This is a genomic window from uncultured Gimesia sp. (assembly GCF_937910335.1).
GTDB lineage: Bacteria > Planctomycetota > Planctomycetia > Planctomycetales > Planctomycetaceae > Gimesia.
Map to the genome: position 1 here is coordinate 1 of NZ_CALEMX010000427.1, position 14,744 is coordinate 14,744.

Genomic DNA, 14,744 nt, shown 5'->3' on the forward strand with positions numbered 1-14,744 from the left:
TTCAAGAAAAAGGGTGGTCGTAATAACCAAGGGGTTATTACTTCACGTCATCGTGGTGGTGGGCACAAAAGAATGTATCGCCAGATTGATTTTCGGCGAGGCAAAGATGGTGTGCCTGCAAAGGTGAATGGAATTGAGTATGATCCCAACCGATCTGCACGTATTGCATTGTTGCATTATGTTGATGGGGAGAAGCGGTACATTCTTGCTCCTGAAGGTTTAGTTGCCGGCGATACGGTAGTGAGTGGGGATAAGGTTGAGCCCAATGTTGGAAACTGCATGCGGTTGTCAAACATTCCTCTTAACTCGTTAATACATAATGTGGAAATGCAACCTGGCCGTGGTGGTCAGCTTTGCCGTAGTGCGGGGACCTCTGCAGTGCTGAATGCACGTGAGGATAACTGGGCTCAGATTACTCTGCCTTCTGGTGAAGTCAGGCGTCTTCCGAGTAGCTGTCGCGCTACGATTGGTGAAATTGGAAATTCAGAACATTCAAAAGTTGTCTTAGGTAAAGCCGGGCGTAAACGATGGATGGGGCGACGTCCTCATGTTCGTGGAACCTGTATGAATCCGGTAGCTCACCCGATGGGGGGGGGCGAAGGTCGTAACTCTGGTGGACGTCATCCTTGTAGTCCCACTGGAAAGCTTGCCAAAGGGGGAAAGACCCGCAAGAGAAGAAAGGCTTCTTCGAAAGCCATTATTCGGCGTCGTAAGTCGCGTCGTTATGGTCAGTTGAAGCTCTGATTTTGTGGTTGGAAAATTTTAAACGTATTAACTATCTGTTTTGATGATAGAGGACAAGTTTTATGGGTCGCTCACTGAAAAAAGGGCCTTATGTTGATGTGAAGCTTCTTAAGAAGATTGAGAAGCTGAACGAATCGGGTAAAAAAGAATCGATTAAGACATGGGCTCGATCTTCAACAATCGCTCCGGAATTTGTAGGTCATACATTTCTGGTGCATAACGGGCGTGCTCACTTAAGTGTGTATGTAACGGAAGAAATGGTCGGTCATAAGTTGGGTGAATTTTCATTGACCCGCACCTTCCGGGGTCATACCGCCAGAAGAAAATAAACGTTTGTTTGATGTCGTTACGACCTTGACGGTCGTGGCCTAAAAGAATAATGCAATAGTGAAGTGGAGTAATTGTCATGGGGCAAGTTCGAGCAACGCATCGATTTGCACGAATTTCAGCGACTAAGGTTCGCCCATTTGCGGATCTGGTTCGAGGGATGACAACTTCTGAAGGTTTGGATTCATTGAAATACCATCCAAATCGAGGAGCGAGATTCCTTGAAAAAGTCATTAAAAGTGCTGTAGCAAATGCTGAAGACAAGGGTGCTCGTAATGTAGAAGGTTTGAAGATTACAGAGGCACGCGTTGATGGCGGGCCGATGTTCAAACGCATTCAGCCCCGTGCCAGAGGTATGGCTTATACGATTCGTCGTCGGATGTCACACATTCATATTGCAATTGAAGCACCCGAGCTTCCTTAGTAGTAAACACTTTTTTGGTTTTTAAGATCACTCATACTTAATCTGAAATACTTAAAGGATAACCTGAATCATGGGGCAAAAAGTTCGACCAACCGGATTTCGAGTCGGCGTGGTAGAAGACTGGAGAAGTCGCTGGTATGCCTCCAAGAAAGATTTTGGGGCGCTGTTACTTGAGGATCAAAAAGTACGAAAATTTATTCATACAAAATACAAATTTGCCGGCATTCCTAAAGTCGAGATCGAACGAACTCGAGACCAGGTTGTTGTGCATTTATTCACGGCTCGTCCCGGGATCATTATTGGTCGTAAAGGACAGGAAGTGGATCGGCTGAAGGCCGAGCTGGAAGATCTGACCGGACGTCGGATGGAATTAAAGATTATTGAAGTTGATAATGCTCTGCAAAGTGCAGCATTGGTAGCGGAAGATATCGCGCAACAGTTATCCAAGCGTGGTAGTTTTCGTAGAACGATTAAACGTGCCCTGGACCAGGTGATGGAAACGGGCGTTCACGGAATTAAGATCGAACTTTCCGGTCGATTGGGTGGAGCAGAAATGTCACGGCGTGAAAAAGCCAGCCGTGGTTCTATTCCACTTTCGACTTTGCAACGACACATTGACTACGGACTTCGCGAGGCACACACCACCTTCGGAGTCATCGGAGTGAAAGTTTGGATCGACCTTGGTGATTATTCAGATGAGGAGAAACGCGATGGCTCTAATGCCAAAGCGGGTCAAGCACCGCAAAAGCCAAAGAGGACGCATAAAAGGTAATGCGACACGTGGTAACACTGTTGCCTTTGGTGAATGGGGCTTACAATCTCTAGACCCTGGGCACATAACAGCACAAACCATTGAAGCCTGCCGAATTGCAGCGACACAATATATTCGAGGTGAAGGTAAACTTTATATCCGGATCTTTCCTCAGAAGTCGGTTACATCCCGACCTCTGGAAACCCGTATGGGTAAAGGAAAAGGGGAGCCGGACCACTGGGTTGCCGTCATTAAGCCTGGAACTGTGTTGTTCGAATTGGCGGGAGTTTCGCATGAAGCTGCAAAACGTTGTTTTGCACGTGTGGCACATAAGTTACCAGTGAATGTCAGGTTGGTCGAACGTCGTCCATCTCTCTGATCTGGTTGAATATCGAGTTAATAATTTTTAATCACTTTAGTTCTGTCTGCTTTGTTCAAACAGGCTAAAAACATCATTGGGTTTAACTGATGACCAAAGCGAGTGAATTACGCGAGATGAATGATGAGCAATTATCATTTGCTCTGCAGGAAACACAGAAAGAGCTGTTTCAGTTGCGGTTTCAAGCGGCAACGGAAAGGCTCGATGCACCGAGTAATATTAAGCGGTTAAGACGTGAGATTGCTCGAATTCAGACACTCCGTCGTGAACGTGAATTAAGTCAGCAAAAGAACGCTTAATATCAGGCTCGTTGAGGTAAGAAAATGCGAAAAATAATGACCGGCACTGTAGAAAGTGCCAAAATGGACAAAACATTACGAGTCGAAATTCAGCGACGTTATCGTCATCCGATGTACGGTAAGACGATTCGTGGCAGGACTGTTTGTCATGTTCATGATGAGAAAAATGAAGCAGAGGAAGGTGACACTGTCGAGATTATCGAAAGTCGTCCCCGTTCCAAAACAAAGCGTTGGGATTTGATCCGAATTGTAGAGAAGAAAAAAGACTAGAGCTTTTGAGACTGACTACGATTGGGATTCTTCAAGTTTTACAAAGATTAGGTTTACCTCATCTTTCAGGTTGATAAGGAACAGGCAAAGCCATGATTCAGATGCAAACCGATCTGGATGTATGTGATAATTCGGGTGCCAAAGTAGCGCGCTGCATTAAAGTGCTGGGCGGTACGGGGCGTCGGACTGCTGAAGTAGGCGATGTGATAGTCGTGAGTATTCAGAGGACTCTGGCGGGTAGTGGTATCAAAAAAGGTCAGGTGCTCCGAGGTGTGATTGTCCGAACGAAATATCCTTTACGCCGCGATGATGGTAGCTATGTGAGATTTGACAGTAATGCGATGGTGTTGCTGGATCCTGAGGGGAATCCTCGAGGAACGCGAATTTTTGGCGCAGTGGCTCGTGAGCTTCGAGAACGCAAGTATATGAAAATTATTAGTTTGGCAAACGAGGTAGTCTGACAATGAAGATACGACGTGGCGATTCAGTAATCGTAACTACCGGAGCAGACGCAGGAGAAACACCTCGACGTGTGTTAAAGGTGATGAGTGGTACTAATAAAATCACGGTTGAAGGTGTCAATCGTGTATTTAAGCATGTGAAGCGCGGGCATCCCAAGAGTCCTCAAGGGGGACGACTGGAAGTAGAAATGCCCATTGATGCTTCTAATGTTCAATTTTACTGTGAAGCGTGTAGTTCAAAAACGCGGATCGGTTATCGCTATCTAGATGATGGAAGCAAAGAACGCTTCTGTAAATCTTGTAGTGCTTCCGTCGGGGCGATTAGTCCTGCCAATGCAAAGTATCAGAAACAATAATCAGATTTTGTAGTATTCAGTAAGGAAGGTTGTTCCGAAGTTCGGCCAATCTGAAACAAGCCAATGGCAATACCAACATTATTAAAACAATACCGTGAAGAAATTGTTCCTGTCCTGAAAGAAAAATTAGGACGCGCCAATGTGCATTCGCTACCACAAATTGAAAAAGTGGTAGTCAATATGGGGATTGGAGCGGCTGCTCAGGATCGGAAACGACTTTCAGAAGCCGCTGACCATCTGACATTGTTGGCCGGTCAGAAATCTCAGATCACTCGTGCACGTAAATCCGTTGCTGGTTTTAAGTTGCGTGAAGGTCAGGAGATCGGTTGCCGCGTGACTCTCAGAGGTACGCGGATGTATGAGTTCCTGGAACGATTGCTTTCTCTGGCGTTACCTCGTGTGCGTGACTTTCGTGGTGTGAATCCGAAAGCCTTCGATGGTGCGGGAAATTACAGCCTGGGTTTAAATGAACAATCGGTCTTCCTGGAAATTGATCCCGATAGCGTGCATTATACACAGGGTATGAACATTACCATCGTGACGAGTGCTCCCAACAATGAAGAAGGATTTCTGTTGTTGCAAGAGTTCGGCATGCCGTTTCGCAAGTAAACCATATTGAGTTGTTTATAAACAATTAAAATACCAACCATAAAGTAGATTGTCGGAGAATTACAGTGAGGGTAGCCAGCTAATGATGACAGACCCTATTGCAGATATGCTGACGCGAATTCGTAATGCACTGCAGATCGAACGGCCTTTTGTAGATATTCCTGCTTCCAAAATTAAGGAATCCATTGCGGGTGCTTTACAGCGTGAAGGATTTATCTGGGATTTTGAGATTGTAGAAAACAGTCCTCAAAATATCCTGCGGGTGAATTTGAAGTATGGTCCTAATGGCGAACGTGTGATCCAGAAGATCATTCGTGAAAGTAAGCCAGGTCGTCGTACTTATCAAGATGTTCGATCAATGCCCGAAGTACTGCAGGGTTTGGGAATCAGTATTCTCTCAACCAGCAAGGGTGTGCTCAGTAATCGTGAAGCAAAAAAAGAGGGTGTTGGCGGCGAGTTGCTTTGTACGATCTGGTAATATTAAAGTATACACAGGCTGTCTAATTTCGGTTGGCGGCGTTTTATTTAAGTGGAATTTGAACTTATGTCTCGAATCGGTAAAAAACCAGTTCCCGTTCCCAGCGGAGTGGAAATCAAACTGGATGGCACCACGTTTTCTGTTAAAGGAAAACATGGAGAGTTATCCTTTGCGCCCCACCCCTCAATGAAAGTGGAAATTGATTCGGAAACGAATGTGATCACAGTAGTTCGTCCTAATGACGATCGTCAAAGCCGCGCGTTGCATGGTTTGACTCGCGCATTGATTGCCAATATGGTCCAGGGCGTTGTGACTCCATTCGAGAAAAAACTGGAAATTCAAGGCGTAGGTTATCAGGCAACATTGAATGGTCAAAAGTTGAGTCTGCAGGTTGGGTTTGCAAATACAATCGTTCTGGATGTTCCAGCGGGTGTGACTTGCGTCCTTCCCAGTAGTACCAACATTATTTTGACCGGGGCAGACAAGCAGGCCGTTGGTCAGTTTGCTGCTGTGATTCGTGGCGTGCGTCCTCCGGAGCCTTACAAAGGTAAGGGGATTCGTTACGAAGGTGAATATGTACGGCGTAAAGCTGGAAAGGCCTTTGCCAGCTAATCGTTTTCAACTGCTTATTTCAAGTGGTTTGTTGATGGTCTGGTTGTCAGGTTGAACTGTTTTTGAAAAGATGACGGTAAAATGAAATTAGAAAAAACTCTGAAAAAACAGAAACAACGACGTGAGTTCCGTATCCGTAAGGCGGTACGCAATGCGGGTCGTTATCGTTTGTCTGTTTATCGAAGTAACAATCATATTTATGCCCAGCTCATTGATGACACAGCAGGTGTGACATTGGTTTCCGCGAGCACGCAAGACAAAAGCATTGCCAGTGAAATCAAAAATGGTGGCAACATCGCTGCCGCCGAGAAGGTTGGGAAATTGATTGGTGAACGGGCCGTCGAAAAGGGAATTAAAGAAGTCGCCTTTGATCGTGGTTCGTTTCGCTATCATGGACGCGTCGCTGCTTTGGCTGATTCAGCCCGGCAGGCCGGTTTAGATTTTTAATAGAGATATCACTCAATACGGGTTGGAGAAGATACCGTGTCAAAAGATGGTAATAAGCAAACGCCAGAAACAGTCATTCAAATCCGCCGCTGTGCCTGCGTGGTCAAAGGGGGCCGTCGGTTCAGTTTTACGGCCCTGGTTGTCGTCGGAGACAAAAACGGTCGTGTTGGCTGGGGATATGGTAAAGCCATCGAAGTGCCTTTGGCAGTAGATAAAGCTGTTAAGCAGGCAAATCGCAGTATGATTCAGGTTCACGTATCGGAAAAAACAGTACCGCACGAAGTCGTGGGACGATTTGGTTCTGCAAGAGTTTTATTATTACCCGCTCGTCCTGGTACAGGTATTATTGCGGGAGCTGGTGTTCGAGCTGTTGTAGAAGCAGTAGGAATTACCGACATTTATACGAAGAGTCGCGGTTCCAATAATCCGATCAATGTTGTGAAGGCCACTCTTGATGGACTCTCAAAATTGCGAACCCGGGAAGATGTTGCTCGTTTGAGAGGAGTGGAAGTCTAATGATTATTGATGATGTACATCGCGGTATTAAAAAACATAAAAAGCGCAAACGCGTTGGTCGTGGTCCGGGTTCGGGTCATGGCAAGACTTCTTCTCGAGGTCATAACGGTTATGGAAGTCGCTCGGGTTCTTCTCGGCGTGTCAGCTTTGAAGGGGGTCAAACTCCTCTGGCGTTACGCGTTGCCAAACGCGGATTTAACAATAAACAATTTGCCACGAAAGTAGCTGTCGTGAATGTCGCTGCTTTAGAGTTGGCTTTCGAAAATGGCGCCGAAATTACCCCGGAAATACTGGCTGAAAAAGGTCTGGCTAAAGGTAATTTCGATCAGGTTAAAATTTTAGGTAACGGCGATCTCAGTAAAAAGTTAACTGTGACCGCTCATTTATTTTCCCAGTCAGCTGAAACGAAGATTGAAGCTGCCGGGGGTACTGTTAGTCGAATTCTGTCATAAGCAATTATTCAAAGGACTTGATTTCAGCGGCAAGCTGTGAGATTCTTATATTCTCAATCAGATGAAGATTGATCTGATAACAATTACATTGAAGCTTCTGCTGAGTTATGACACAAAGGACCGCTACTTATGCTCGGTAAATTATTAGTTCTCTTCAAAATCCCCGAGCTGCGCAACAAGATCCTACTGACTTTGGGTCTGTTAGCCATTTATCGAATGGGTTTCTGGATTGCTCTGCCTTTTGTCAATCAGGAATTGTTAACAGAAACACTCAAAGACTTATCAACTCAATCAGGCGGTCTGGGACAGGTCATGCAGGTGATCTCGTTGTTTTCTGCCTCGAATATTGGCCAGAGCACGATTTTTGGTCTGGGCATTATGCCTTATATCTCCGCTTCGATTATCTTTCAGCTGATGGGGACGGTTTATCCACCTCTGGAACGCCTTCAAAAAGAGGGTGAAGCGGGCCGAAAGAAAATCAATGAATATACACGTTACGCGACGGTTGTAATCTGTCTGGCACAGAGCTTTTTCTGGATTCGGACTCTCTCCGGTGGTTTCGGTTCGGGAACAAGTTTAATCTTACCTGGATATGAGGGTCTATATTATCAGATAGTCGCGACGATCACGATGACGGCAGGGACCGTTTTCCTGATGTGGATTGGTGAGCAAATTGATGCCTATGGAATTGGTAACGGGATCAGTTTATTAATTATGGCTGGTATTCTGGCTAGAATGCCTCAGGCAGGCTGGAGTTTAATTGAGCCCGCCTTTGAAAAAGGGATTGCATTAGGAACTGATACTGGTATTGACCGGTTGATGATATTGGCACTGGTGTTTGTATTCGTGGTGGTCTGGGTGATTGCGATTACTCAGGGACAGAGACGGATTCCCATTCAGAGTGCGAAACATGTACGGGGCCGAAAGGTTTCTGGCGGACAGCGTCAGTCACTTCCTCTACGAGTCAATCAGGCGGGTGTGATGCCAATCATCTTTGCTTCCAGCCTGTTGATGTTCCCCTATTTTGTATTTCACTGGTTAAGTCAGGTTTGGACCAGTTCTACGTTTCTATCGATGCTGGATGAAGCGTTCCAGCCGATGAGTCGTGGTTTTGTGTACACAATGTCATATGTGGTATTGATTTACTTCTTCTGTTATTTCTGGACGGCGATTACATTTAACCCGAAAGATATGGCTGAAAATTTGAAAGATTACGGTTCTTTTATCCCCGGTTATCGACCCGGGGCGAGAACGGCCGCTTATCTGGAACAGGTGATGGTACGGATTACCTATGTGGGAGCCGCGTTCCTGTCACTTGTGGCGATTATTCCGACCCTGGTTTCGACCTGGTTGGGCGTCGATTTCCTGGTGGCGAGTTTTTACGGTGGAACCGGTTTACTAATTGTGGTTTCTGTGGTGCTGGATCTGGTCAATAAAATAGACAGTCATCTGGTCATGCGGAACTACTCAGGACTACTTGAGAGTGATCTGTAAAGAATAAATGGGCAAGTCGCTGCGAATATCACCAAAAAGGGGGTGTTTCGCTTGTCGATTTGCGTTTGTGCAGTTTATAATTTCCTGAATCACTCCATTCCATGACGTGTATACGTATGTTGCATATCTGGTGTGAGCTCAAATTACGAGCGCAATCAATTAAATTTACACGGGTTACAACGCGGCACCTTAAAGTGTCTCTCGTTGTTTACTCGAAAATCATGAACCAAAGTTATAGAGAAGTCGTAGTACGATGAAAGTCCGAGCTAGTGTCAAGCGGATTTGTGAAAACTGTAAAGTCATTCGGCGTAAAGGGCGCGTTTATGTGATTTGCTCTTCGAATCCACGCCATAAGCAGCGACAAGGTTAGTCGTTTCTTATTTATGTACTTTTTGATTTTATGTTTTCAGTTTTTACATCCAGCGGAGTGAAATAAAATGCCTCGTATTCTCGGTGTTGATATTCCAAACGAAAAACCTGTCTATGTTTCGTTGACCTATATGTATGGGATCGGAACGAAGACGGCTCTTGATATTTGCCATAAATTGAGTATCAAACCTCAGTTAAAAGCTAAAGATCTGACTGATGATGAATTGAGTCGGATTGTGAATATGTTAGATACTGATTATTCCGTGGAAGGTCAGTTGCGTCGTGCTACGCAGCAGGATATTGCCCGCCTGCGTGAAATTCAGTCTTACCGTGGCATACGACATCGTCGCGGTCTTCCCGTTCGTGGTCAGAATACCCAAACGAATGCCCGTACTCGCAAGGGTGGTAAGAAAACCGTTGCCGGTAAGAAGGGTGTTAAAGACGCTCGTAACTAAATGATGGGAACCCAGGTTTCTGTTCATCGTCTGATACAAAAAAATTAAATAAAATTGGTCGCTTCGAGTTTAAGCGACAGTAGTTATAAAAAATTCCAAAATCAGTTTCCGTTTCTGAATCGAATTCGACAGAAACCTCAGGAGTGACAGAGTGGCTAAAGTCAAACGAAAAAAAGTGAAGCGTCATATTACCAAGGCGGTTGCTTACATTAAGGCAACGTTTAACAACACCACCGTTACCATCACAGATTTGAATGGTGACGTCCTCTGTTGGGCAACCGCGGGTACTTCCGGTTTCAAAGGAAGTCGTAAGAGCACACCTTTTGCTGCACAGCGTGCTGCAGAAACCTGTGCAGAAAAAGCTGCCAAGTTTGGTGTGAAAGAGATGGAAATTCGTGTCAAGGGTCCTGGTTCGGGGCGTGAGAGTGCAATCACTGGTTTGCAGACTGCCGGAATTACAATCAGGGCGATCGAAGATATTACCCCATTGCCTCATAATGGCTGTCGACCACCTAAAAAACGAAGAGTCTGAATCGCCTGCCTTCGAGTAGCGATGTGACACATTTTTTGTGTATGCAGAAAATGTGAGATTAAAAAATAACAAGAAGTATGATTTTAAGATCATAATTCAATTGGCTGTGTTCTTTGGAGATAATTTCAATGCGAATCCGTTGGCGAGGACTGGAATTACCAAGCCGTGTCATCCCTGATCGGGACTCAATGACATCTACATATGGTATGTTTGTAGCCGAACCATTTGAACGTGGGTTCGGTGCGACCATTGCCAACAGTTTACGTCGTATTCTGCTTTCCAGTCTGGAAGGTAGTTCGGTGACACGTGTCAAAATTCAAGGCATCCAGCACGAATTCACAACGATTCCCGGCGTGGTGGAAGACATCACCGAGATTTGTTTGAATTTGAAGTCGTTGATTGTCAAAAATTCCAGCTCCACTTCCAAAACGCTGCGGATTGAAAGACATGAACGCGGAGTCGTAACTGGCGCCGATGTGATAACTGACGATCAGGTAGACGTGATCAATAAAGATCTGGTGATTGCCACCATGACGGATGATGTTCCTCTCAATATGGAAATTACCGTTGAAAATGGTCGTGGCTATTCGCCTGCTGCCGAGCATGCAGAACATGATATGGAAGTCGGCGTGATTCCCCTGGATGCGACCTACTCTCCTGTGGTACGCGTCCGTTACAAAATCGAAGACACACGTGTTGGACAGCGTACAAACTACGACAAGCTGAATCTGGAGATTTGGACAAACGGAACCGTCAAACCCGATATGGCTTTGGTGGAAGCTTCCAAGATTTTGCGGAAGCACCTCAATCCCTTTATCACTTATCGGGAACCAGGTCCGGAAATGCCACCCGAGGGTGGTCTCAAAGGCATGCTGGATACGACCGGATATGCTCCGATTGATCTTGAGCTGGAAGAAAAACTGAACCAGAGTCTGGCTGAGTTGAATCTTTCCGTACGTGCTACCAACTGTCTCGAATCTGAGGGAATTAACACCGTACGTGATCTGGTTGGTAAGTCAGAAGATCATCTGCTACATGTACGAAACTTTGGAGAAACTACTTTAGTTGAGGTTCGTGAACGACTGAGTCAAATTGGTCTGCGTCTAGGTATGAAGATTCCCAGTTCCTCAACACAAACACGATAATCTTGATTGATTCGCGTTTGGTCAGATAATAATCAACGAGTCATTTACTCTTAGCAATCAGAAGAATTCAGAGTTCAGTCATGCGACATAGAATGAGAGGCCGAAAATTAGGCCGCAATTCATCACACCGTAAGGCCATGTTCAAAAATATGGCAGTGAGTCTCATTAAGACGGTCAGAATTGATGAGGAAGCAGAGAATGCTCCTAAGGTTTCAGGTCGTATCACCACGACCGTTCAAAAAGCCAAGGAACTTCGTCCGATTATCGAAAAGCTGATCACATTGGCTAAGAAAGCCAAGCCACATTCAGAGAATGCTGTCCAGTACGCCACCTCTGCTGAGAAAAACTCAAGCGAGTGGAAGACCTGGCGTGAGTCTGAACAATGGAATCAATGGAATCAGGCATTGGCCCCTGCTTTGAGTTATCGACGGCGGGCGTTTGCTGAGCTTCGCGACAATGAAGCAGTCGACATTCTTTTTGATGAACTAGCCGAGCGATTCGAAGAACGCACCGGTGGATACACTCGCATTGTCCGATTGGCGACCGTTCGTCTGGGAGATGCCGGCGTACAGGCTATTATTGAGTTTGTTGGCGAACGTGACCGCGTGAAGCCGAAAAAACGCAGTGCAAGCCTGGATTCTGACACCAGTACTGAGGAATCAGAGGCAGCAACAGCAGAAGAAGCTGCAACCGAGGAAGTCGCTGAAGAAACAGCAGAAGCGACCGAATCAGAAGAATCTGAGGAAACAAAAGAGGGTTAAACGGCCGGTTTTGATTTTCGGGCTTTCCTGAAAACCGTGTTCCCGCTAATATTAATAAGCTAAGAGCATTTCAAAAGAATGAAAATGCTCTTAGCTTTTTTTACGTCTATTAGAGAAGCCTCAAATCGAAGGGCCACAAGCTCAATTGGAACAAAGCGATGTTACTTTCTGAGATGAGCTTGTGTTGTTGTAAAGTTGTAGCGGAAAGGATTCTGGCTCAGCATGTCAACGAATCAACCATTTAATTTCAGTCACGCCATGTATCATCTTTGCCGTGACATTTCACAACGGCTCCCGGAATTCCAGCACGTCGATATGGATCGTATCGCGGTGGCCTTCGCTCAAGCGCGTCGCAATGTGCCATACGGCATGCAGGCAAAATTAACACCTTTGCGATTTGAAAACGGAGCGACACATACAACCCGCTATGGTCGCAAATGGACGGCCCAGCGAATATATCAGGATCAAGAGGAGATGTTGTATATCCTGACGTTTTATCTACCGCGTTTTTTGAATCATTCTCTGCAGGAGAAGCTGATTACTGTCGTGCACGAACTGTATCATATCAGTCCTGCCTTTGATGGAGATATCCGTCGTCTGGAAGGGCACTATCATGTGCATTCCCATAGCCAGAAAGAGTATGATGCGCAGATGGCCGTGTTTGTGAATCGTTATCTGAAGATGAATCCTCCCGCGGGACTCTATTCATTTTTGAAGTGTCGGTTTTCCACACTGAAAAAAAAGCACGGCGGCGTTGTTGGCCTACAGGTGCCGATTCCCAAATTGATTCCCATTGATGAGTCACAGATCGCTTGAGTCTTGTTCTGCCACGGGTGTTTTGGATTTAAAATCAGCCAGAATATTGTCGTGTCTCTGAATGTTTTTCATAGGGTCATTCTCTGGCTATAGATGCCATTCTCAATTTTCAGTTTTAAGCAGTTTACTGCCAATGGCTCTATTCGTTCCTCTTTCTGGTAACGAAAAACTGATAACCATACGAATGCCCAAACCGCCGCCGACATTCAATTTCATTTTCCGTCATGGAGATGATCGCGAGGGATTCTTCATCTCCTGCGTACTTCTGTTTAAGTATGGGGAGTTTGTCCGCTAGTGGAGTGTAATAGTCTTCCCACCAGGCGGCATCGGGTAGTGTAAAGTCACTGACGTTCTCGTAGCCATTACTCTCAATCATATTTTTGATGGAGTTGATGTTAGTCATAGCCGGGTATTCATTACCAAAGAATTCCGCGACATCTGTTGCAGGATGCTCTTCTAGCCAGACCAGTTCAGTAAAAGCAAGGTAGCCTCGGTCACGCAGTAAGGGCCGCCAGGTCTTGAGGGCATTGGGCACTCCCATGATATAGGCGGCACCTTCACACCAGATGAGATCGAAGCTGGCATCTGCAAAACAGAGATCATTCATGTCGGCATTGATGATCTTCACTTGGCCCGTAAGATCTGATTCGGTAACCCATTGATGCAAAATATTCAGATACTCCTCGCAATTGTCAACGGCAGTCAAGTTTCCCTGAGATGCCTTTGCCAGTGCGAGTGTCTGCATGCCGGGACCGCAGCCTATGTCGAGGATCACAGGATTATCAGGCAGGCCGGAGCAGAGGGAAAGTGTCTCGAGGGTGCATTCGTTATTTCCGGGGCCTTGTCGTGGTAATCCACGTTGCACATCGAGAAAGACTTCAAAGAGTCTCGGGTTCACTTCATCCATTGCGATTCCTCAAAACTGAATGACTGAAAGAGCGGATAAGCCAGTCCAGGCGCAATCTGATTCTCTCGATGTCAAACTGACACATAGTATACCAGAAAGGTTCAGGTTTTTAAGTCGCAAGTAACAGGAGGAACCGTGGGGCTGAGATCGAAACCGATTGGTTGCAACGGTAATCAGAAAACAATGGCGGTTTGTGCTGAAGCGATCAGGATCTATTTTATATTCCAGCGCATGCGAAAACCGATGATTCTTTCACCCGGTAAGAATCATCGGCTTTGCGGTGGGTAGGTTGTTATCTTGTTTTCAGAGAACTTTGTTCTTCTGAAATTCAGTCAGACTGAGGTCCCGCACATCGGATCAAGTGATCGTGGTCAATGTAAACCACTTCTTTTGTTTGATCACTGTTGGAGAAGGGGACGGGCCAGTCAGATCGAATTGTTTTGTCATAGTAGACTGTGCACTTATAGTGACAGTGATGTTGACGAGCTGGTCCGACCATCGGATAGAAGCGACATTCGCTGATCCGGTCAACAATGGGTTCGACAACCATGCGAACGTTGTTGCGAGATGTCTCTGCCAGGAACCAGACACCGCCACCTGTTTTGTCAGGTAAGGCGCGAATGACTTCATCCGGGCTGGGTGGATCGAGGCAAAACAAGGGAGCATGTTCGCCTTCGACCGGATCCAGAATTTGGACCTTGGTGTAGCGTTCTTCTTCCCAGTATGTGTCCTCAATCAGTTGTGACCAGTAAGCTGTGACTGGAATCAAAGGTGTGGTACGCCAGAAGACTGAGCCGGCATATGTCACTTCGATTGCGCCTTTGAGCAGCGTACAGCCACTGCAATTGAGTGTTACTAAGCAGGCACAGCCCAAAAGCAAAGCACGGCTGAATTGCTTCCCGTTTTTGAACATCCTTCTTCCTCCGGGTGATTTTAACGAAGTCATCAAAAGGGGAGAACTTCGTTTTCAGTGTTAGAGAGCATTATGCTCTGGTAAGGAGATGTCATGTTCTGTCATTCGGCTTCCTGCCAGTTACAGTAAGAACATGATCCCATATTCTTCTTATCGGTCAGTTCGTTCGGTAATCTTGTGGGAATTTGACGATTTTAACGATTTAAAGGATAAACCAGTTAGAGTGT

At 45.9% G+C, this 14,744-nt stretch carries 24 protein-coding genes; 22 read left to right on the forward strand and 2 right to left on the reverse strand.

Features of this window, described 5'->3' with window-relative positions:
• The 22 genes from rplB to Q0668_RS16935 all read left to right on the forward strand — a co-directional run.
• Nucleotides 1–744, forward strand: a 744-nt coding sequence (gene rplB / locus Q0668_RS16830; protein WP_298866718.1) for a 50S ribosomal protein L2, incomplete at its 5' end; no start/stop codon positions are given.
• 62 nt (nucleotides 745–806) lie between these two features.
• Complete coding sequence (rpsS, locus tag Q0668_RS16835; RefSeq protein WP_298866719.1) at nucleotides 807–1,073, forward strand: 30S ribosomal protein S19; 267 nt, start codon at nucleotides 807–809, stop codon at nucleotides 1,071–1,073.
• A gap of 77 nt (nucleotides 1,074–1,150) precedes the next feature.
• Nucleotides 1,151–1,495, forward strand: coding sequence for a 50S ribosomal protein L22 (gene rplV / locus Q0668_RS16840; RefSeq protein WP_298866721.1), 345 nt, complete (start codon nucleotides 1,151–1,153; stop codon nucleotides 1,493–1,495).
• A 70-nt stretch (nucleotides 1,496–1,565) separates the two neighbouring features.
• Nucleotides 1,566–2,267 (forward strand): 30S ribosomal protein S3, encoded by a 702-nt coding sequence (rpsC, locus tag Q0668_RS16845; RefSeq protein ID WP_298866722.1) that lies wholly within the window; start codon nucleotides 1,566–1,568, stop codon nucleotides 2,265–2,267.
• Nucleotides 2,206–2,625 (forward strand): 50S ribosomal protein L16, encoded by a 420-nt coding sequence (gene rplP, locus Q0668_RS16850; RefSeq protein WP_298866724.1) that lies wholly within the window; start codon nucleotides 2,206–2,208, stop codon nucleotides 2,623–2,625. Before rpsC ends, rplP begins: the two co-directional genes overlap by 62 nt.
• Nucleotides 2,626–2,714: 89 nt before the next feature.
• Nucleotides 2,715–2,924: a 50S ribosomal protein L29 gene (rpmC, locus tag Q0668_RS16855; protein WP_298866726.1), complete on the forward strand. Its 210-nt coding sequence runs from the start codon at nucleotides 2,715–2,717 to the stop codon at nucleotides 2,922–2,924.
• 24 nt (nucleotides 2,925–2,948) lie between these two features.
• Nucleotides 2,949–3,194: a 30S ribosomal protein S17 gene (gene rpsQ, locus Q0668_RS16860; protein ID WP_298866728.1), complete on the forward strand. Its 246-nt coding sequence runs from the start codon at nucleotides 2,949–2,951 to the stop codon at nucleotides 3,192–3,194.
• Nucleotides 3,195–3,286: 92 nt separating this feature from the next.
• Nucleotides 3,287–3,655: a 50S ribosomal protein L14 gene (gene rplN, locus Q0668_RS16865; protein WP_298866730.1), complete on the forward strand. Its 369-nt coding sequence runs from the start codon at nucleotides 3,287–3,289 to the stop codon at nucleotides 3,653–3,655.
• A 2-nt stretch (nucleotides 3,656–3,657) separates the two neighbouring features.
• Complete coding sequence (gene rplX / locus Q0668_RS16870) at nucleotides 3,658–4,011, forward strand: 50S ribosomal protein L24 (protein WP_298866732.1); 354 nt, start codon at nucleotides 3,658–3,660, stop codon at nucleotides 4,009–4,011.
• A gap of 63 nt (nucleotides 4,012–4,074) precedes the next feature.
• Entirely contained in the window at nucleotides 4,075–4,620 is a 546-nt protein-coding gene (gene rplE, locus Q0668_RS16875; RefSeq protein ID WP_298866734.1) for a 50S ribosomal protein L5, read from the forward strand.
• 82 nt (nucleotides 4,621–4,702) lie between these two features.
• The gene (gene rpsH / locus Q0668_RS16880) at nucleotides 4,703–5,098 is read left to right on the forward strand and encodes a 30S ribosomal protein S8 (RefSeq protein ID WP_298866737.1); all 396 of its coding nucleotides are present in this window, start codon (nucleotides 4,703–4,705) and stop codon (nucleotides 5,096–5,098) included.
• A 66-nt stretch (nucleotides 5,099–5,164) separates the two neighbouring features.
• Entirely contained in the window at nucleotides 5,165–5,710 is a 546-nt protein-coding gene (rplF, locus tag Q0668_RS16885; protein ID WP_298866739.1) for a 50S ribosomal protein L6, read from the forward strand.
• Nucleotides 5,711–5,791: 81 nt separating this feature from the next.
• Nucleotides 5,792–6,157, forward strand: coding sequence for a 50S ribosomal protein L18 (gene rplR, locus Q0668_RS16890; RefSeq protein WP_298866741.1), 366 nt, complete (start codon nucleotides 5,792–5,794; stop codon nucleotides 6,155–6,157).
• A gap of 36 nt (nucleotides 6,158–6,193) precedes the next feature.
• A complete protein-coding gene (gene rpsE / locus Q0668_RS16895; RefSeq protein WP_298866742.1) occupies nucleotides 6,194–6,673 on the forward strand; it encodes a 30S ribosomal protein S5 in 480 nt (159 codons plus the stop codon).
• A complete protein-coding gene (gene rplO / locus Q0668_RS16900) occupies nucleotides 6,673–7,125 on the forward strand; it encodes a 50S ribosomal protein L15 (protein WP_298866744.1) in 453 nt (150 codons plus the stop codon). The genes rpsE and rplO overlap by 1 nt, the downstream gene beginning before the upstream one ends.
• Nucleotides 7,126–7,254: 129 nt before the next feature.
• Nucleotides 7,255–8,619, forward strand: a complete 1,365-nt coding sequence (secY, locus tag Q0668_RS16905) for a preprotein translocase subunit SecY (RefSeq protein ID WP_298866746.1) — start codon at nucleotides 7,255–7,257, stop codon at nucleotides 8,617–8,619.
• A gap of 253 nt (nucleotides 8,620–8,872) precedes the next feature.
• Nucleotides 8,873–8,989, forward strand: a complete 117-nt coding sequence (gene rpmJ, locus Q0668_RS16910; RefSeq protein WP_002649734.1) for a 50S ribosomal protein L36 — start codon at nucleotides 8,873–8,875, stop codon at nucleotides 8,987–8,989.
• A gap of 67 nt (nucleotides 8,990–9,056) precedes the next feature.
• On the forward strand, nucleotides 9,057–9,443 hold the full coding sequence (gene rpsM, locus Q0668_RS16915; protein ID WP_298866750.1) for a 30S ribosomal protein S13: 387 nt from the start codon (nucleotides 9,057–9,059) through the stop codon (nucleotides 9,441–9,443).
• Between the two features lie 151 nt (nucleotides 9,444–9,594).
• Entirely contained in the window at nucleotides 9,595–9,975 is a 381-nt protein-coding gene (gene rpsK, locus Q0668_RS16920) for a 30S ribosomal protein S11 (protein ID WP_298866752.1), read from the forward strand.
• A gap of 128 nt (nucleotides 9,976–10,103) precedes the next feature.
• On the forward strand, nucleotides 10,104–11,120 hold the full coding sequence (locus tag Q0668_RS16925) for a DNA-directed RNA polymerase subunit alpha (protein WP_298866754.1): 1,017 nt from the start codon (nucleotides 10,104–10,106) through the stop codon (nucleotides 11,118–11,120).
• Between the two features lie 80 nt (nucleotides 11,121–11,200).
• Nucleotides 11,201–11,881 carry a L17 family ribosomal protein gene (locus tag Q0668_RS16930; protein ID WP_298866757.1) on the forward strand — a complete coding sequence of 227 codons (681 nt, stop codon included), beginning with the start codon at nucleotides 11,201–11,203 and terminating at the stop codon, nucleotides 11,879–11,881.
• Between the two features lie 222 nt (nucleotides 11,882–12,103).
• Nucleotides 12,104–12,697 (forward strand): putative metallopeptidase, encoded by a 594-nt coding sequence (locus tag Q0668_RS16935; RefSeq protein WP_298866758.1) that lies wholly within the window; start codon nucleotides 12,104–12,106, stop codon nucleotides 12,695–12,697.
• 139 nt (nucleotides 12,698–12,836) lie between these two features.
• Here Q0668_RS16935 and Q0668_RS16940 read toward each other — a convergent pair whose 3' ends face one another.
• Nucleotides 12,837–13,604: a class I SAM-dependent methyltransferase gene (locus Q0668_RS16940; RefSeq protein WP_298866759.1), complete on the reverse strand. Its 768-nt coding sequence runs from the start codon at nucleotides 13,602–13,604 to the stop codon at nucleotides 12,837–12,839.
• A 328-nt stretch (nucleotides 13,605–13,932) separates the two neighbouring features.
• Nucleotides 13,933–14,517 carry a hypothetical protein gene (locus Q0668_RS16945; protein WP_298866760.1) on the reverse strand — a complete coding sequence of 195 codons (585 nt, stop codon included), beginning with the start codon at nucleotides 14,515–14,517 and terminating at the stop codon, nucleotides 13,933–13,935.
• Nucleotides 14,518–14,744: the final 227 nt, after the last annotated feature.

Excerpts from the sequence above, each read along its gene's own strand:
- rpsS (WP_298866719.1), top strand. The coding sequence starts at position 807 with ATGGGTCGCTCACTGAAAAAAGGGCCTTATGTTGATGTGAAGCTTCTT.
- rplV (WP_298866721.1), top strand. The coding sequence starts at position 1,151 with ATGGGGCAAGTTCGAGCAACGCATCGATTTGCACGAATTTCAGCGACT.
- rpsC (WP_298866722.1), top strand. The coding sequence starts at position 1,566 with ATGGGGCAAAAAGTTCGACCAACCGGATTTCGAGTCGGCGTGGTAGAA.
- rplP (WP_298866724.1), top strand. The coding sequence starts at position 2,206 with ATGGCTCTAATGCCAAAGCGGGTCAAGCACCGCAAAAGCCAAAGAGGA.
- rpmC (WP_298866726.1), top strand. The coding sequence starts at position 2,715 with ATGACCAAAGCGAGTGAATTACGCGAGATGAATGATGAGCAATTATCA.
- rpsQ (WP_298866728.1), top strand. The coding sequence starts at position 2,949 with ATGCGAAAAATAATGACCGGCACTGTAGAAAGTGCCAAAATGGACAAA.
- rplN (WP_298866730.1), top strand. The coding sequence starts at position 3,287 with ATGATTCAGATGCAAACCGATCTGGATGTATGTGATAATTCGGGTGCC.
- rplX (WP_298866732.1), top strand. The coding sequence starts at position 3,658 with ATGAAGATACGACGTGGCGATTCAGTAATCGTAACTACCGGAGCAGAC.
- rplE (WP_298866734.1), top strand. The coding sequence starts at position 4,075 with ATGGCAATACCAACATTATTAAAACAATACCGTGAAGAAATTGTTCCT.
- rpsH (WP_298866737.1), top strand. The coding sequence starts at position 4,703 with ATGATGACAGACCCTATTGCAGATATGCTGACGCGAATTCGTAATGCA.
- rplF (WP_298866739.1), top strand. The coding sequence starts at position 5,165 with ATGTCTCGAATCGGTAAAAAACCAGTTCCCGTTCCCAGCGGAGTGGAA.
- rplR (WP_298866741.1), top strand. The coding sequence starts at position 5,792 with ATGAAATTAGAAAAAACTCTGAAAAAACAGAAACAACGACGTGAGTTC.
- rplO (WP_298866744.1), top strand. The coding sequence starts at position 6,673 with ATGATTATTGATGATGTACATCGCGGTATTAAAAAACATAAAAAGCGC.
- secY (WP_298866746.1), top strand. The coding sequence starts at position 7,255 with ATGCTCGGTAAATTATTAGTTCTCTTCAAAATCCCCGAGCTGCGCAAC.
- rpmJ (WP_002649734.1), top strand. The coding sequence starts at position 8,873 with ATGAAAGTCCGAGCTAGTGTCAAGCGGATTTGTGAAAACTGTAAAGTC.
- rpsM (WP_298866750.1), top strand. The coding sequence starts at position 9,057 with ATGCCTCGTATTCTCGGTGTTGATATTCCAAACGAAAAACCTGTCTAT.
- Q0668_RS16925 (WP_298866754.1), top strand. The coding sequence starts at position 10,104 with ATGCGAATCCGTTGGCGAGGACTGGAATTACCAAGCCGTGTCATCCCT.
- Q0668_RS16930 (WP_298866757.1), top strand. The coding sequence starts at position 11,201 with ATGCGACATAGAATGAGAGGCCGAAAATTAGGCCGCAATTCATCACAC.
- Q0668_RS16935 (WP_298866758.1), top strand. The coding sequence starts at position 12,104 with ATGTCAACGAATCAACCATTTAATTTCAGTCACGCCATGTATCATCTT.
- Q0668_RS16940 (WP_298866759.1), bottom strand. The coding sequence starts at position 13,604 with ATGGATGAAGTGAACCCGAGACTCTTTGAAGTCTTTCTCGATGTGCAA.
- Q0668_RS16945 (WP_298866760.1), bottom strand. The coding sequence starts at position 14,517 with ATGTTCAAAAACGGGAAGCAATTCAGCCGTGCTTTGCTTTTGGGCTGT.